The 16,432-nt window shown below is 42.0% G+C and carries 15 protein-coding genes and 1 other annotated feature; of the genes, 10 read left to right on the top strand and 5 right to left on the bottom strand.

Annotated elements, in window-relative coordinates:
- Positions 1-93 precede the first annotated feature (93 nt).
- From OXPF_RS09965 to OXPF_RS09940, 7 genes are all read left to right on the top strand, one after another.
- The gene (locus OXPF_RS09965) at positions 94-1,869 is read left to right on the top strand and encodes an FAD-dependent oxidoreductase (RefSeq protein WP_054875066.1); all 1,776 of its coding nucleotides are present in this window, start codon (positions 94-96) and stop codon (positions 1,867-1,869) included.
- 22 nt (positions 1,870-1,891) lie between these two features.
- The gene (locus OXPF_RS22460) at positions 1,892-2,047 is read left to right on the top strand and encodes a hypothetical protein (RefSeq protein WP_160317194.1); all 156 of its coding nucleotides are present in this window, start codon (positions 1,892-1,894) and stop codon (positions 2,045-2,047) included.
- Positions 2,044-2,292 carry an FMN-binding protein gene (locus OXPF_RS09960; RefSeq protein ID WP_054875065.1) on the top strand — a complete coding sequence of 83 codons (249 nt, stop codon included), beginning with the start codon at positions 2,044-2,046 and terminating at the stop codon, positions 2,290-2,292. The genes OXPF_RS22460 and OXPF_RS09960 overlap by 4 nt, the downstream gene beginning before the upstream one ends.
- 144 nt (positions 2,293-2,436) lie before the next feature.
- Positions 2,437-2,793, top strand: coding sequence for an MmcQ/YjbR family DNA-binding protein (locus tag OXPF_RS09955; RefSeq protein WP_054875064.1), 357 nt, complete (start codon positions 2,437-2,439; stop codon positions 2,791-2,793).
- A 170-nt stretch (positions 2,794-2,963) separates the two neighbouring features.
- Positions 2,964-4,724: an ABC transporter ATP-binding protein gene (locus OXPF_RS09950; protein WP_054875063.1), complete on the top strand. Its 1,761-nt coding sequence runs from the start codon at positions 2,964-2,966 to the stop codon at positions 4,722-4,724.
- Positions 4,721-6,571 carry an ABC transporter ATP-binding protein gene (locus OXPF_RS09945; protein ID WP_054875062.1) on the top strand — a complete coding sequence of 617 codons (1,851 nt, stop codon included), beginning with the start codon at positions 4,721-4,723 and terminating at the stop codon, positions 6,569-6,571. The genes OXPF_RS09950 and OXPF_RS09945 overlap by 4 nt, the downstream gene beginning before the upstream one ends.
- Positions 6,572-6,966: 395 nt before the next feature.
- Entirely contained in the window at positions 6,967-8,064 is a 1,098-nt protein-coding gene (locus OXPF_RS09940) for a DUF3626 domain-containing protein (protein ID WP_054875061.1), read from the top strand.
- Positions 8,065-8,106: 42 nt separating this feature from the next.
- On the opposite strand, the gene OXPF_RS21800 is transcribed toward OXPF_RS09940, so the two are convergent.
- On the bottom strand, positions 8,107-8,379 hold the full coding sequence (locus OXPF_RS21800) for a type II toxin-antitoxin system HicB family antitoxin (RefSeq protein ID WP_201779706.1): 273 nt from the start codon (positions 8,377-8,379) through the stop codon (positions 8,107-8,109).
- Between the two features lie 172 nt (positions 8,380-8,551).
- On the opposite strand from OXPF_RS21800, the gene OXPF_RS09930 reads away from it, so the two are divergent.
- Together OXPF_RS09930 and OXPF_RS09925 are read left to right on the top strand one after the other, a co-directional pair.
- The gene (locus tag OXPF_RS09930) at positions 8,552-8,806 is read left to right on the top strand and encodes a type II toxin-antitoxin system Phd/YefM family antitoxin (protein WP_054875060.1); all 255 of its coding nucleotides are present in this window, start codon (positions 8,552-8,554) and stop codon (positions 8,804-8,806) included.
- Entirely contained in the window at positions 8,799-9,053 is a 255-nt protein-coding gene (locus OXPF_RS09925) for a Txe/YoeB family addiction module toxin (protein ID WP_054875059.1), read from the top strand. Before OXPF_RS09930 ends, OXPF_RS09925 begins: the two co-directional genes overlap by 8 nt.
- 39 nt (positions 9,054-9,092) lie before the next feature.
- On the opposite strand, the gene gatB is transcribed toward OXPF_RS09925, so the two are convergent.
- The 4 genes from gatB to aspS are packed head-to-tail and all read right to left on the bottom strand — an operon-like array spanning position 9,093 to position 14,020.
- Positions 9,093-10,511, bottom strand: a complete 1,419-nt coding sequence (gene gatB, locus OXPF_RS09920) for an Asp-tRNA(Asn)/Glu-tRNA(Gln) amidotransferase subunit GatB (protein WP_054875058.1) — start codon at positions 10,509-10,511, stop codon at positions 9,093-9,095.
- A complete protein-coding gene (gatA, locus tag OXPF_RS09915; protein WP_054875057.1) occupies positions 10,508-11,965 on the bottom strand; it encodes an Asp-tRNA(Asn)/Glu-tRNA(Gln) amidotransferase subunit GatA in 1,458 nt (485 codons plus the stop codon). Before gatA ends, gatB begins: the two co-directional genes overlap by 4 nt.
- Positions 11,962-12,255: an Asp-tRNA(Asn)/Glu-tRNA(Gln) amidotransferase subunit GatC gene (gene gatC / locus OXPF_RS09910; RefSeq protein WP_054875056.1), complete on the bottom strand. Its 294-nt coding sequence runs from the start codon at positions 12,253-12,255 to the stop codon at positions 11,962-11,964. Before gatC ends, gatA begins: the two co-directional genes overlap by 4 nt.
- A gap of 19 nt (positions 12,256-12,274) precedes the next feature.
- On the bottom strand, positions 12,275-14,020 hold the full coding sequence (aspS, locus tag OXPF_RS09905; protein ID WP_054875055.1) for an aspartate--tRNA ligase: 1,746 nt from the start codon (positions 14,018-14,020) through the stop codon (positions 12,275-12,277).
- A 65-nt stretch (positions 14,021-14,085) separates the two neighbouring features.
- Positions 14,086-14,318 (bottom strand) — a binding site (T-box leader).
- Between the two features lie 367 nt (positions 14,319-14,685).
- Between aspS and OXPF_RS09900 the strand changes: the two genes are divergently transcribed.
- Positions 14,686-16,071 carry an MFS transporter gene (locus OXPF_RS09900; protein ID WP_054875054.1) on the top strand — a complete coding sequence of 462 codons (1,386 nt, stop codon included), beginning with the start codon at positions 14,686-14,688 and terminating at the stop codon, positions 16,069-16,071.
- Positions 16,072-16,432: the final 361 nt, after the last annotated feature.

The raw sequence follows: 16,432 nt of genomic DNA, 5'->3' as shown, positions 1-16,432 counted from the left end.
TGATACTTGACGTAAAGTTAACATTAAATTATACAATCATTTTGTTAATTTAATAATTAACTTGAAAAACAAAATCAATCGAGGAGGAGAATTATGAAATCAATCAAAAAAGTACTTGCATTAAGTTTATCAGTCATGCTGCTGATCTCCGCATGCGGTAAACCGGCAGATTCACCGCAGCCATCACAGCAAGAGGGTTTCGAAATTATCTATACTCCGGGTACCTATTCGGGAACCACAAGCAGCTTTAGCGGCCCGCTCACTGTAGATGTTACTGTAGATGAAAGCTCCATTAAAGATATTAAGCTTACAGAGTTTAATGACTCTGTCATGGTTGGTGACACAGCCTTTGAAACCATCAGCAGGGATATTATGGAACATCAGTCACTGAAGGTGGACATGGTTGCGGGAGCATCAATATCCAGTTCAGCGGTAATCAGGGCTATTACGGATGCTCTTTCTAAAACAGGAGCAAATATTGATGCCCTTAAGGCAAAGGAGATTGTAAAGGCAGCTCCCGGTAAACTGGATTTAGAAACCGATGTTGTTGTGGTAGGTTCGGGATTGGCCGGGGTTTCTGCCGCTATCACAGCTGCTGAAAACGGTGCAAAGGTTATGCTTCTGGAAAGGTTAGGACGCCTCGGAGGAACTTCAGCCTTATCAGCAGGATGGGTACATGCAGCAGGAACAGATATTCAGGAGAAAAATAATGTCAAAGACAGCGCTGAAAAATTCTATGAAGACTGGATGATGCTTGCCGAAAGGGCAAAGGATGAATATGTTGAACCGGATATGGTAAAATACATTACCGATCATTCTGCCGAGAATATACAATGGCTTATTGATCATGGCGTCAAGATGATGGACAGTATTTTTGCCGCCGGTATTTACGAAGGAAGGAATATCCCCCGCATTCATCAGACAGAAGGCGGTAAGGGCTATATAATTAAATACCTTATGGAAGACGTTAATGACTTAGGTATCGAAGTTCGCGTCAACACACGGGCAACGGAATTGATTAAAGAAGGAGATAAGGTTACAGGCGTAAAGGCTGTTGACAAAGACGGCAATGAGGTTACTGTTAAAGCAAAGTCAGTTATACTTGCTTCCGGCGGTTTTGCCGGCAACCCTGAAATGATGGCAAAATATTATCCGCAATATACAGATTATATAAATTCCTCTGTAAATACCGGCGATACTCTGGCCATGGGAGAAGGTGTGGGAGCCGACATAATCGTTAAAAACGCAGCGCAAATTCATCATAATCTTGCAGCAGATACTTCCCTTGGCTATTTTACACCGGAATGCATATATGTAACGCCAGAGGGAGAACGTTATGTTGACGAAGCGGAATATTTTTATACCCGTACACGGGTGCTGAATGAAAAGGGCTTCGGCGATACCCATATGATTATCCCGCAAATGCTGTACGATGCTCATAAAGAAGGAATAGACAAAGCCCTGGAAACTGGAAAAGCATTTAAAACAGATACAATTGAAGAGCTTGCCCAAAAGATGGGTATGAAGCCGGAAGTGCTGAAAAATACAATTGACAGGTACAATGAGATGGTTAAGGCAAAAAAAGATACTGATTTTAACAAGCCTTCCGAGTATTTATATCCAATTGAGGCTCCTTATATAGGATTGGATCTTACAGGAAACCTCAACGACACTTATGTCAGCCTGCGTATCAATATGAATGCACAGGTCATTGATAAAAGCGGTAATGTTATCAATGGATTATATGCAGTAGGCGCCGCGGCAAGCGCGCAGACTTTAAATCAGGAATATATAGGCAGCGGTTCGGCATTATTAAACGGTTTGACCTTCGGAAACGTAGCAGGAGTTCACGCAGCCAAAAACGAATAAATTATCGAAAGAGGAGATTTCATTGAAAAAAATAACAAGGATAGCGGCAGTTTTATCTATGATTTTATTGTTGGTTTCAGCAGGCTGCACAGGCCAGCCGGCAGGAAATTCACCAGATAAAAGCAAATTTAAGGCAGGAACATACACAGCTTCTGCAATGGGTATCGGCGGTGCGTGAAGGTTTCCGTAGAGCTTTCCGATACTGAAATAGTTAGTGTCAAAGTGGTGGAACACAAGGAAACTCAAGGTATCAGCGACGCTGCAATTGACAAGATTCCTAAAGAGATAGTGGAAGGGCAAACCCTTAACGTGGATGTGGCAGCAGGCGCTTCGGTTACATCCAAAGCCATCCTGGATGCTGTAGAGGATTGTATAAAGCAGGCCGGAGGAGATGTCGGCTCACTTAAAACAACGGCAAAATAGGTATTGGAATAAAGCACGGCCGGATTTAATTAGCAGCCTGTCATGTAATACGAGCTTTTAATTCATTTATAAAAGTCATGTTTGAAATTTTCTCCATAGGTATTAAAATATAATTAAGTATATCCAAAGAAGAGGGCGATGTTTATGGATTTTGAAAAACTGAAGATATATTGCTTAAGTAAAAAAGGCGCATATGAGGATTTTCCCTTTGACAGCAGCACACTGACTTTCAGAGTGAGCGGGAAGATGTTTGCTTTGACGGATATAGATAAAATGCCTATGTATGTGAATTTGAAGTGCGACCCTTACCTTAGCATATTTTTGCGGGAAGAGCATGAAGGCGTAACGCCGGGTTACCATATGAACAAGAAGCACTGGAATACTGTTATATTGGACGGCGGCATACCTGATGAGAAGATATGCTGGATGATTGATATGTCCTATGAACTTGTATTAAAGGGATTAAGCAAAAAGGACAGGGAAGTCCTTTTGAAAAAATAATTTAAGCCTTGCAGAGATTTTTAAATGAATATCTGCAAGGCTTTCTTTTTTTAAATACCATGGCTACTAACTGCTGACAATGCTTGAAAAGGATTCAGTGAGAAAATAAATTAAAAAAGATATATTGCTAATACTATTCAGTATGAACCATGATACAACAGGAGGTCATCATGATTAAAATTTTAAGATATTTAAAGCCGAAAGAATGGATTCTCGTATCTTTAAGCCTTGTGTTTATCGTAGCACAGGTCTGGCTTGATTTGAAGTCGCCGGACTATATGGCGGAAATCACAGTGCTGGTGCAAACTCCCGGCAGCGCCATGAGGGATATCTGGCTGGCCGGGGGCAAAATGCTTCTTTGTACCCTTGGCAGTTTGGCATCTGCCATTATCGTTGGATTTTTTGCCGCCCGGATTGCCGCCACATTTTCTAAGCAGCTGCGCAGCCTGTTATTTAATAAGGTGGAGTCCTTTTCCATGGAGGAAATCAACCGTTTTTCCACCGATAGCCTTATTACCCGTTCCTCCAACGACATTACGCAGATTCAAATACTGATTACAATGGGGCTGCAGCTTATCATCAAAGCTCCGATTATGGTTGTATGGGCCATCACAAAAATTGCAGGAAAAGGTTTTGAATGGATGCTGACGACAGGGGTGGCAGTTGCGGTTTTGGTTGTGATGGTTGGATTTATCATGATTTTCGTCATACCGAAATTCAAAAAAATGCAAACCTTAACAGATAATATGAACCGGATTACCCGCGAAAACCTGACAGGGCTCAGGGTGGTAAGGGCTTATAACGCTGAGGATTACCAGGAGAAAAAGTTCGAAGAAGCAAACGAGGAATTAACCGGCACCCAGCTTTATACCAGCAGGGCTATGGCAATTTTGATGCCGGTCATAATGATGATCATGAGCGGGCTGTCCCTTGCAATCTATTGGATAGGTGCATACTTGATTAACGCTGCGGAAATGATGGATAAACTGACATTGTTTTCGAATATGGTGGTATTCTCCAGTTATGCAATACAGGTGATTATGTCCTTTATGATGCTGGTCATGATTTTCATCATGCTCCCCCGGGCCGGCGTTTCTGCCAAGCGCATAAACGAGGTGCTGGATACCGAACCGACGATACTCGATGGCAGCCAGATAGATGGGGCCTCAGGTTTAGCAGGTGAGGTTACCTTCGAGCACGTGAGCTTCAAATACCCTGACGCGGCGGATTATGCGCTGGAGGATATAAGCTTCACTGTAAAGCAGGGCGAAACCATCGCCTTTATCGGCTCCACAGGCAGCGGTAAGACAACGCTTGTAAATCTTGTACCCCGTTTCTTTGATGCAACCGAGGGGGAAATCTTGATTGATGGTGTAAATATCAAGGATTACTCCCTGGAAGCTTTACACAATAAAATCGGCTATGTGCCCCAAAAAGCGGTTCTGTTCAAAGGCACGGTCTCCTCCAATGTGGCATACGGAGATAACGGAGGGGATGGCTTTACTTCAGATGAAATCAGAAAAGCAGCCGCAATTGCCCAAGGGGCGGATTTTGTGGAACAAATGGACGGCGGGTATGAAGCGGACATTGCCCAAGGCGGTACAAATTTATCCGGCGGCCAGAAACAGAGGCTTTCAATTGCCCGTGCGGTTTGCAGGAAGCCGGAAATTTATATCTTTGATGATTCCTTCTCAGCCCTGGACTATAAAACCGACCGGATTCTGCGCAGCGCTCTTAAAAAAGAAACCGCCGGGGTTACCAGCATGATTGTCGCTCAGCGCATCGGAACAATTATGGACGCCGACCAGATTATCGTACTCCATGAAGGTAAAATTGCCGGAAAGGGTAAACACAAAGAGCTTTTGCAAACTTGTGAAGTTTACAGGCAAATTGCCATGAGCCAATTAAGCGAGGAGGAGCTTGTATCATGAGTGAACAGAGGAAAGCAAGGCCCCAGGGTCCAATTGGCAGAGGCCCCATGGGAGGGGGCATAGCCGAGAAGCCTAAGAATTTTAAAGAGACCTGGCTCAAGCTGGTTGTCTATTGCATAAAATATCTGCCGGCGGTGATAATAGCCCTTGTTTTGGCGGCCATAGGAACGGTACTTCAGATTATCGGACCTGATAAGCTGAAGGAAATGACAAATGAAATTATGAAAGGACTGCCGGCGCTGGTGAACGGCAAACCGGTTCTGGGCGCAATTGACTTTCAAACGGTGGAAAGCATCGCTTACCTGCTGGCTGCATTTTACGCCGCCTCGACAATTCTCAGCTTCATTCAGGGCTATATGATGGCGACGGTAACGCAAAAGATCAGCAAAAATATGCGTACGGACATATCTCAAAAGATTAACAGGCTGCCCTTAAAGTATTTTGATAAGGTGAGCTATGGCGATGTCTTAAGCCGGGTAACCAACGATGTTGACACAATCGGGCAAACCTTGAATCAAAGTATCGGCACCTTGGTTACATCAATTACTATGTTTATCGGGTCTGCTGTCATGATGTTCTATAACAACTGGATTATGGCACTGACTGCCATCGGCGCCAGCATTCTTGGGTTTGCCTTAATGAGCGTTATCATGACAAGTTCTCAGAAATACTTTATTCGCCAGCAAAATGATTTAGGTGCTGTCAACGGCCATGTCGAAGAAGTTTACTCCGGCCATAATGTGGTGAAGGCTTATAACGGCGGCAAGGAGGCTAAGAGATTTTTTGAAAATGTAAACCAAAGCCTTTATGACAGCGGCTGGAAGAGTCAGTTTATGTCCGGGCTGATGATGCCTTTAATGATGTTTATCGGCAACTTCAGCTATGTGGCTGTCTGTGTGGTAGGCGCGGCGCTGGCAATGAACGGTACCATAACTTTCGGTGTAATTGTAGCGTTTATGCTGTACATCCGCCTTTTTACCCAGCCCCTTTCCCAAATGGCACAAGCCTTCCAGAATATGCAAAGGACCGCTGCCGCCAGTGAGCGGGTATTTAATTTTATTGACGAGGAAGAACTGTCCGATGAAAGCCAAAAAACAAAGCGGCTTCATAATGTTAAAGGTGATGTGGAATTCCGTCATGTGAAGTTTGGATATACACCGGATAAGGCCATTATTAACGACTTCTCAGCCCAAATAAAAGCAGGACAGAAGGTGGCTATTGTCGGGCCGACGGGTGCGGGAAAAACCACAATTGTCAACTTGCTGATGCGCTTTTACGAACTGGATGGCGGAGAAATACTGATAGACGGTATTCCCGAAAACCAAGTTCCACGTGAGAACGTGCATGAGCAGTTTGGAATGGTGCTGCAGGATACATGGCTGTTCGAGGGTACCATAAAGGAAAACATCGTATATTGTAAGCAGGACGTAACAGACGAGCAGGTGGTTGCTGCCTGTAAAGCGGTTGGACTTCACCATTTTATCAAGACTCTTCCTCGAGGATATGATACGGCGCTGAATGACAAAGCAAACCTGTCCCAAGGGCAAAAACAGCTTGTCACAATTGCCAGGGCTATGATTCAAAACGCTCCGATGCTGATATTGGACGAGGCGACAAGCAGTGTGGATACCCGCACCGAATTGTTGATTCAGGAGGCAATGGACAAATTAACACAGGGCCGCACCTCCTTTGTCATTGCCCACCGATTGTCCACCATCAAAAACGCCGACTTGATTTTGGTGATGAAAGACGGAGACATCATTGAAAGCGGCAGCCATAAAGGATTGCTGTCCCAGGGAGGGTTCTACGCCGACCTTTACAACAGCCAGTTTGAACCTGCTGTATAAATACATGCCTCCTGGTTTTGAATTTAGACGAGGGGGGATATCAGAAAGTAATAGAAGTTTACCAAATAAATGCATCCGGTATTTTACCGGATGCATTTATTTGATAAGGCGCCTACAACCTTATCGGCTGACCGGAGGTAAGGCACTAAGAATAACGAAGCCTTAAATTATTCATCATTTTATATTCTTGCATCAGTTACATTACATTATTGAGATAAGAACGGAAATACTGACCCAATGAATCCTTTCAGTTATTCTCTATAACTAACCTGCGTTATGGTATTTGTAAATTTCCATAAACATATTAAAATATAAGAAAGTATATCAAAAGAAAAGGGCGATATTCTTGGATTTTGATATACTAAAGATGAGATAGGATATGCTGGATGATTTATATGTCTTATGAGCTTGTATTAAAAGAATTGAGAAAAAAGGATGAGGTCATCATGATAAGGGATTATGAATTAAAAACAATTAAACATATATGTACTCACGCTAAAAAACAGGAATCCGAAAAATTGTCTTTGATTGAAGAGCTTTGTAATGGGTTTTCTTACGATATTGATGTTTTGATAAATAAGTTATTGTCTGCTGCCGTAACCATTAATTTTCATGCTGACAGGCTCTCCAATAACGGGGCAATGATAATTGAAAACTTAATTGATGACGGCATGTATTTCGGACAATTCAAAACCGGAACGACCAACGGAGGAAAAACCGCATATATCGGCGGAGACAGATTTTTGTGGGAGCAGCGCCTTTTTTCAAATATATATCCCGAAAATACAACAGACAGGCCAAAGTACGGAGCATTAAATATATTTGAATATTTGGACGGAGCCTCTCCAAGATTCGGCTCCTGCTATTTTGCTTTAAAACCAGATATAATATCCCGGTGTACTTTTGCATACGGAGACAGTTCAACCAACCCAGATATACTATGTACTGCAGATTCATTTTACGGTATTTTAGCTGGGCTTTTGCTGGATGTGAAACAGAACGGTAGATTATTGGACAAAGAGAATTATACAATAGATATGGCTATAGATGAATTGATGTCTATAGGGGATAACAAGCAAAGAATTCTCGGGAGAAACCTGGATTATTGCATTGAAACTCATATTCACGGTGATATCATGCTGAATGAAGATATTGAATCACTTTACATGGATGAAAGCTTCAGAAATACTGATATCAATAAATATGCAAATATTCTGTGTGAAAGATATGATATTAAATTAGAATGGATACCTGTGCGGCAAATAAGGATTGATGATATCGGTGATGAGTTCAGAGGTCCTATGATTAAGCCTCTTGCTCAAAAAATTGACAGCCAATTCGGTAATTTCTCAGGAGTAATAAATGCTTGGCTGATTGGTAAAGCATCCCGGGACAGCACATTAAATCCTGCTTGTTGGGAAGATATAGGGGATAAGGAGCAAGTTTTTCAATATATCAAGCAGCTGTGGCATACTGCAGCATACTTTGGGTAAGATACATATTTTAATCGACGCCGGCTTTATCGGCGTTTGTATTTATTTGAAATACTTTTCTCTTAACTCTGAGAGGGCTTCTCTTGCATCAAGAAGTCTGTTATTAGCTGAATACTCGACTTCAGCTTCAGTGATAGCTTTATTTACTTCTTTTTCTTCAAATTTAATATATAATTCAATTGCTTCTTCTATTCGAGGGTATAATTCTTTCAAAGTTTTTGCCTGTGTATGACAACCCTTTAATTCTGGTACTGTTGCTACATAAACACCATCTTCATCTTTTTCTATCAAAATTTTGTAGCCATGTTTTTTCAATTTGATCACTCCCAAAGATAGAATAGAAATTATAAAAAGAGCTTCTTCAATTATATCATTATTACCTTGTTTGATTAATATTCGAATAGAAATATAGAACATGTAATATAAATCTTCTATATAATTGAATAATTGTACAATATGCTGTACAATATATATGTGAGGTGATGGTATGATAGCTATTAGTTATTCAGCTGTAAGACAGAAATTCAAAGATTATTGTGATAAGGTCACAAAGGACTTTGAAACAATTATTATTACCCGTGAACGTGGAGATAATGTTGTTATGTTATCTGAAGCAGAATACAACAATCTTTTAGAGAATCTCTATGTCAGAAGTGATCCCAAATACTATAATGAGCTTTTACAGTCCATTGAACAACTGAAAAAAGGAAAGAGACAAAAAAGGGATTTGATAGATGAATAAATTTTTTTCAGATATTGCATGGGGGCATTATTTATATTGGCAATTAGAAGATAAAAAAATTCTTAGAAAAATTAATGAACTTATACGAGATATCGAAAGAAACGGTAACGAGGGAATAGGTAAGCCGGAGCCATTAAAACATGAATTATCAGGATACTGGAGTCGGCGTATTACCGATGTTCATCGATTGATATATAGTATAGAGGAAGATACTATATATATTGCTAGTTGCAAAGGTCATTATTAATAAATTAAAAACGCCGGATTACCCGGCGTTAATGCTTTTTTACATCTTACTGATCAAATCCCTTATTATAGCTTCTGCCTTTTTTACATCGGCTTTGCCCTTGGTCTGCTTCATGATGTAGCCAAACATGACGTTGATGGCTTTGTCTTTGCCGGATTTGATATCTTCAACGGCTTTGGGGTTAGCGTCAATGGCTTCCTGACAGAACTTTGTTATTTCATCATCAGATACGCCTTCCATGTCTTCTGCCTTGATGTAATTACTTGCCGGATTGCCGCTAACTAGCATCTCCTGCAGGGTGGTCTGTGCCATTTTAAAGTTTATTTTCTTTTCATCCAATAGCTTTACAAGCTCTGCAAACTGGGAAGGGGAAACCTTTATTTCAAAGTTTTCCTTGTCTTCTTCGGTGTCCAAGGTTGCGTAAATCGTGCCTGTTATGAGGTTGGAGGCGTTTTTAACACCGGCACCTAATTTAAGCGCTTCCTCGAAGAATTCACACACTTTTCTGTATCTGTACATATGCTTTGCCGTCATTTCCGGAAGTTCCAGCCCATCTATATATCTTTTAAGCTTATCAAAGGGAAGCTCAGGGAGTGAAGCCTTTATCTCATCTATCTTAGCTTGCGGTACTTCAAAGCGAATGATGTCCGGGTCGGGGAAATAACGGTAATCATCGGAGTTTTCCTTTTCACGCATAGGAGAGATAGTATCAGTTACATCATCGTATCTCATAGTGTCCTGGGTGATTGTTCCGCCGGCATCCAGTATGTCTGTCTGCCTCTCGATTTCAGCATACATTGCCTTTTGAATGAAGTTTAAAGAGTTGATATTTTTAGTTTCCGTCCTGGTACCGAATTCATTTGAGCCGAATTTGCGCAGGGATACGTTAACGTCGCAGCGCATGGAGCCTTCCTGCATCTTGCAGTCGGAAATACCTACATAGCGCATTATAAGCTGCAGCTTTTCGGCGTATTCCTTTGCTTCCTCCGGGGAGGATATATCCGGTTCGGATACTATTTCAATTAAAGGGACGCCGCCGCGGTTGTAGTCAATGTAGGTGTAGCCGTCTTCATGAATAAGCTTTCCGGCATCTTCTTCAATGTGGATACGGGTGATGCCGATTCTCTTGCCGCTGTCCAATATTATGTAGCCATTTTCGCAAAGAGGCTCGTCATATTGTGAAATCTGATATGCCTTGGGCAAATCAGGATAAACGTAATTCTTTCTGTCCATGTGGGATATGGTATTGACTTTGCAGTTTACCGCCAGGCCTGCTCTGACTGCATACTCCACAACTTTTTTGTTTAAAACGGGAAGTGAACCCGGCTGGCCTGTGCAAACGGGGCAGCAGTGAGTGTTAGGGTCGCCGCCAAAGGCAGTGGTGCAATTGCAGAATATCTTTGTATCGGTGTTAAGCTCAATATGAGTTTCAATTCCGCATACTACTTCGTAGCTCATATTCTGACACCTCCTTCAAAATTGCCTGCCCAGTCTTTTGAGTTTTGTTCATAGAAATATGCCATGTTCAGTACCTTTGCATCGTCAAATCTTTTACCCATAATCTGCATTCCAATGGGCAAGCCCTTTTTATCAATTCCGCAGGGAACGGAAATGGAGGGTATGCCTGCAATGTTAATTGGTACTGTGCAGATGTCGGATAAGTACATTTCAACGGAGCTTAACCCTTTAAAATTAAGAACCGGAGCCGTTGTGGGCGCAATGGGCGCTATAAGTATATCGCATTTTTCATAAGTTTCATCAAATTCACGTCTTATTTCTTCCCTGATGACGCAGGCCTTCTTATAATAAGCGTCATAATAACCGCTGGATAATACATAGGTGCCCAGCATTATGCGGCGCTTAACTTCAGCGCCGAAGCCTTCGCTCCTGGTCTTGTAAATCATATCATCAATGCTGTCGTAGCTGCCGGTTCTGTGGCCGTAGCGGATTCCGTCATAACGGCCAAGGTTTGAGGAGGCTTCGGCACAGGCAATGATATAGTAAACAGGAAGGGCGGATTTTAGCGCCGGAAGCTTGATATCTACTATTTCGGCTCCGTTTTTTTCAAAGAGTTTAACAGCGTCAAAAATTTGTGTTTTCATATCAGGGTCGATGCCGTCAAAGAATTCTTCGGCTATGCCTATTTTCACGCCCTTTATATCTCTATCTAAATAATCAAGTATATTGCCGTAATCAAATGCTTTGCTTGTTTGATCACGCCTGTCAAACCCCTTTATGGCGTCAAACACAATGGCTGCATCCTTTACGCTGTAGGTTAAGGGGCCAATCTGGTCAAGGGAGCTTCCGTAAGCTATAAGGCCGTAGCGGGAAACGGAACCGTAGGTTGGTTTTAATCCTACAATACCGCAGTAGGCTGCAGGCTGCCGCACAGAGCCGCCGGTGTCGGAGCCTAAGGCATAGGCTGCCATATTAGCTGTCACAGCCGCTGCAGCGCCGCCGGAAGATCCGCCGGTTACATGGCCGGTGTTTCTGGGATTAAAGGGAGCGCCGTAACAGCTGGATTCCGAGGTACTGCCCATGGCAAATTCGTCCATATTTGCCTTACCTAAAAGCACGGCGCCTTTTTCTTTTAGTTTTTCCCATACCGTTGCATCGTAATATGGCTTAAAGCCCTTCAATACGTTGGAACAGCAGGTAGTTAAAAGTCCGTCGGTGCATATATTATCCTTCATAACCATTGGAATTCCGCAAAGGGTGTCGGCATTGCCTTCCTTCAGCATTTCATCCGCTGCTTCGGCATGCTCTAATGCTGCTTCAAAGGTAGTATGAACGATAGCGTTATATTTAGGATTGGCTTCCTCGACTGCCTTTATATATTCGCTTGTTAGTTCAACAGAAGATACCTCGCCGCTGTGAAGTTTTTTTGAAAGTTCAGATATTATCTCTCTCATTTTTTACTCCTCTTTAAGCTGAAGAAACCGTCTTTATCTTCAACATTGGATACTATTTTTTCATTGGGAAGTGAAGGCATAACTATATCTTCACGGAGGTTTTCGAAGTTAACAAGCTCGGTGCCTACGCTTCGTATTTCCGATGTGCCGCCTTCCACCGACTGGTTTATGGTATCTGCAAATGCTATGATTTCGTCAAATTCACCTGCAAATTTTTCAAGTTCCTCTTCGGAAAAATACAGCCTTGCAAGTTTAGACAGCTTTTCTATTTCCGTTTTGGTTACAGTCATTTTTCTAACCTCCTCATCCTTAATTCCTTATTCTTATATGAACTTCACGCAGCTGTTTTTCAGTGACTTCCGCCGGTGCACCGCAAAGCAAGTCCTGGGCGGTGCCGCTCATAGGGAATGCTATAACCTCGCGTATGTTTTCTTCATTCCTTAAAAGCATTATCATTCTGTCGACGCCGGGGGCCATACCTGCGTGGGGCGGAGCGCCAAACTGGAAGGCGTTATATAATGCTCCGAATTTATTTCTTAATGTTTCTTCATCGTAGCCTGCTATTTCAAAGGCTTTTACCATAATATCAAGGTCATGGTTTCTCACAGCTCCCGAGGATAATTCAATGCCGTTGCATACTATGTCATACTGGTATGCCAGTATATCCAAGGGGTCTTTTGAATTTAATGCTTCCAGGCCGCCCTGGGGCATGGAGAAGGGGTTGTGAGTAAAGCCTATTTTTCCTGTTTCCTCATCCGTTTCATACATGGGGAAATCATTTACATAGCAAAAACGGTAGGCATTTTTCTCACATATATCAAGGCGCTGTCCCAGTTCATTTCTTATCTGGCCTGCGTATTTGTTGGCCAAATCCTCCTTATCGGCAATGAAGAATATTACATCGCCGGACACCAATCTGGCACGGTCGGCAAGCTCGCCCTTTAAATCCTCGGGAATAAATTTATCAATTGGTCCCTTATAGGACATATCTTCTTTTATTTCAAGATAACCCAAACCGCCCATACCTATCTCCTTAGCAAATTCCAGCATTTTTTCGTGGAAGCCCTTTGACATGTCGGCATGAACCTTTATGGCTCTTACGGTCTTATTATGGAAGGGCTTGAAGGTGCATTTCTGGAAAAGGTCGGTTACGTCTATAATCCTAAGTGGATTTCTAAGATCCGGCTTATCTGTTCCGAATTCCAGCATTGCCTGCCTGTAGCCGATAACAGGATAGGGTGCATCCGTCACTTCAAAACCCTCCGGTGCGAATTTTTTGAAGGTTTCTGTTAAAACCTCTTCACCGGCGCGGAATACATCTTCCTGGGTGGCAAAACTCATTTCAAAGTCCAGCTGATAAAATTCTCCCGGTGAACGGTCAGCCCTGGCATCCTCATCGCGAAAACAAGGGGCAATCTGAAAGTATTTATCTATGCCCGACACCATTAAAAGCTGTTTGTACTGCTGGGGTGCCTGAGGCAGAGCATAAAATTTGCCCTTGTATTTTCTTGAAGGTACAATGTAGTCACGGGCGCCTTCAGGAGATGAAGCGGACAAAATGGGAGTCTGTATTTCCATAAAGCCCATGCCCTCCATCTTTTGCCTTAAAAAGCTTATAACCTGGGAACGAAAAAGCAAATTATCTTTGACTTTTTTGTTTCTTAGGTCCAGATAACGGTATTTTAAGCGCACATCCTCCCGGATTTCCTTTGAGCTTGCGACTTCAAAGGGAAGGTCTTTATATACCTTTCCAAGGACAGTGATTGCTTTTGCTTCCAATTCTATAGTGCCGGAAGGAATTTTAGGATTGTAGGTTTCTTCGTCACGGCGTTCAATAACGCCTTCTATTGATAGGCATTCTTCCTTTTTAATTCCCTTTAGAAGCTCGGTATCTCTCAATACCACTTGCATAACTCCGTACATATCACGAAGGTCTATAAAGGATACGCCGCCGTGGTCGCGGATGTTTTCCACCCAGCCGGCAATTTTCATTTTCGAACCTATATCATTTTCACTGATTTTATCCATGGTCTTTGAGCGATACATATCTGACATTTTAATTCTCTCCCTTTCAGCATTGTATATACAAATTAAAAAGCTGCCCGGCCTGAAATATAAAAATTCAGGGCGAACAGCTGTAAAAGTCCGTGGTACCACCTGATTTACTGCAAAAATTGCAGTCGCTCTAGTGTTGCCGGTTTAACGTCCGGCTTACGGCGCACCTACTCATCGTATGACTTTCAGATTGCGGCTTTTAAGTGTTATTCGCATAAATTCACTTTGCAGGGTTCTCACTGTCTCCTGCTCACTGGAAACGATAATTTACGCTACTTCTCTTCGTCATCGCTTTGCAAAATATTATAATACAGTTGAAATTGATTTGTCAATTTATTTATTTTACCCCAAATTTATGTGATATATTAATATGATACATTCTTGACACATAATTGTAAAAAACATACAATAAAAGTAAATATTAGTTATAACTAAATTATTTCATCAATATAATAATACTAATCTGAGTTCCTCAAAACAAGCTTCGCATCTAATAAAACGTGTGCGCCGTTTTAATAACCTGAGTCAACATCCTGCGATTCAGGTCCTATATCATAATATGAATTGGCCAATTTCTTTTATGGTATAAAATAAATCCTTTCAAAATTAAATTCTAGTCATGACTATATCAAAAGCTGAGTTATAAAAAAATAGGAGGTAAAGAAATGGCAAAGTTGAGTAATTCTCAAATCAATGCCTATGGTTTTTATGGATTTGCTACCAGTGTAGGTATAGCTGTACCGACTTCTTATCTTACGATTTTTATGACAGAAAATCTGCTTTATAGCGCAGCTCTCATGGGAACGACGTTACTGGTGGCTCGTACCATTGACTTTATAGTCGGCTTAATTTCAGGCGGAATTATCCAAAAAGCAAACATGAAATGGGGCAAATACCGCTCCTGGCTTATTTTGCTTCGTTTTGTGGTTTACGCAGGCTGTGTAATACAGTTTATAGATACTTCTGCATTTTCAACGGTGCCTAAAATGATAATTACCATTATAGGCTACTGCATGCTGCATAACTCCATGAACTTTATTGCAACATCCCAATACGGCATTCTCTCTGTCATGGCAGGAAGCGATATGGAAGACAGATCCAGGCTTGCCATAAGAGGCGCCCAGGCTATGGCTGCGGCAATGATCATATCCTCTGCCGCCACTCTTCCTTTCATACAGTTTCTGACTCCTTATGTAGGCGGCTCAAACGCATATACGATAGTTGCCGCCCTATTTGGAACATTGTTCATTGTCGGAAATATGGCGTTGTGCAAGACGGCAGCACCATATGACATGCAACAGCCAAAGGATGCGGTATCAGCTATGCCTTCCGTAAAAATAAAGGATTTAGTAGAATCCGTTTCAACAAATAAGCAGCTTCTCGTATACATTTCCGCAAGCTCTCTGCAATTTATCGGTGCCATGTCCATGATGGGTATAGCGGCATATTATTATATGTACGTTTTAGGAAATTTCCTTTTAATGTCCCTTGCCATGACCATAACAACGGCATTCGGCCTAGTTTCCAGCATAATAGGACCTAAGATAGGTACTAAGCTAGGTAAGAAAAAAGCCATGATCGTCGGTCTTTTAATCAGTACTGTCGGAAGCTTGTGTATAACATTGTTTGCAAGGACTTCACTTGTTGTATATATTATATTCTCCTGTATCAACTCCATAGCCATGTATATATACTCAGGATTTGGTCCCAACTACGTTTTGGATGCAGGCGAATACGGTTACTACAAGACAGGTAAGGATTACCGCGCCATGGCAACAGGACTCTTTTCGATGCCTATCAAGATAGGCTTCGCATTGGGCGGTGCCGTATCCAGCTATGGTCTTGCATTTATCGGATATCAGACGGGAATGACAGTTACACCTGAGTTTGTAAACAGCTTCATGTGGATCTTCGGCGGAACACCCGCACTGTTCTATATTGCAGCAGCACTTTTGATGCAGTTTGGCTATACCATAACCGATGAGGACGCAGCCAAATACGCTGCGGCAAATGCGGAAAAGTTGGCTCAGGCCGCAGGCCATCAAAATTAATAGTATTTGTATATAAGCAATAATAAGAACCCCATCCGCAATAGCAATCATAGATTGCCGGCGGGCCCCGGCAACCCTGTTACTTAGTAAAGAGGCAGTGAAGATTTAAATCATCACTGCCTCTTTTTAATATGGTAAAATATTAAAAAGGGGGTGCAGGCATGATTGCAGTACTATCACCGGCAAAAACCATAAATATGAAAAAGAAAGTCAATACAGGTAATTTTTCAATACCTCCTAAGCCCCCTAATTAGTTTGGACAAAATACGAACCATTAGCTAGAATAAAATCAGAAGCTTAAGGGGGCATATTCAAATGAAAGGTAATGCATATTCACATGAGTTTAAGGAGCAGATACTAA

Origin of the sequence: Oxobacter pfennigii, assembly GCF_001317355.1 — a bacterium.
GTDB lineage: Bacteria > Bacillota > Clostridia > Clostridiales > Oxobacteraceae > Oxobacter > Oxobacter pfennigii.
Note: the sequence above shows the minus strand (reverse complement) of the source record. Positions and strands in the feature narration are given on the sequence as shown.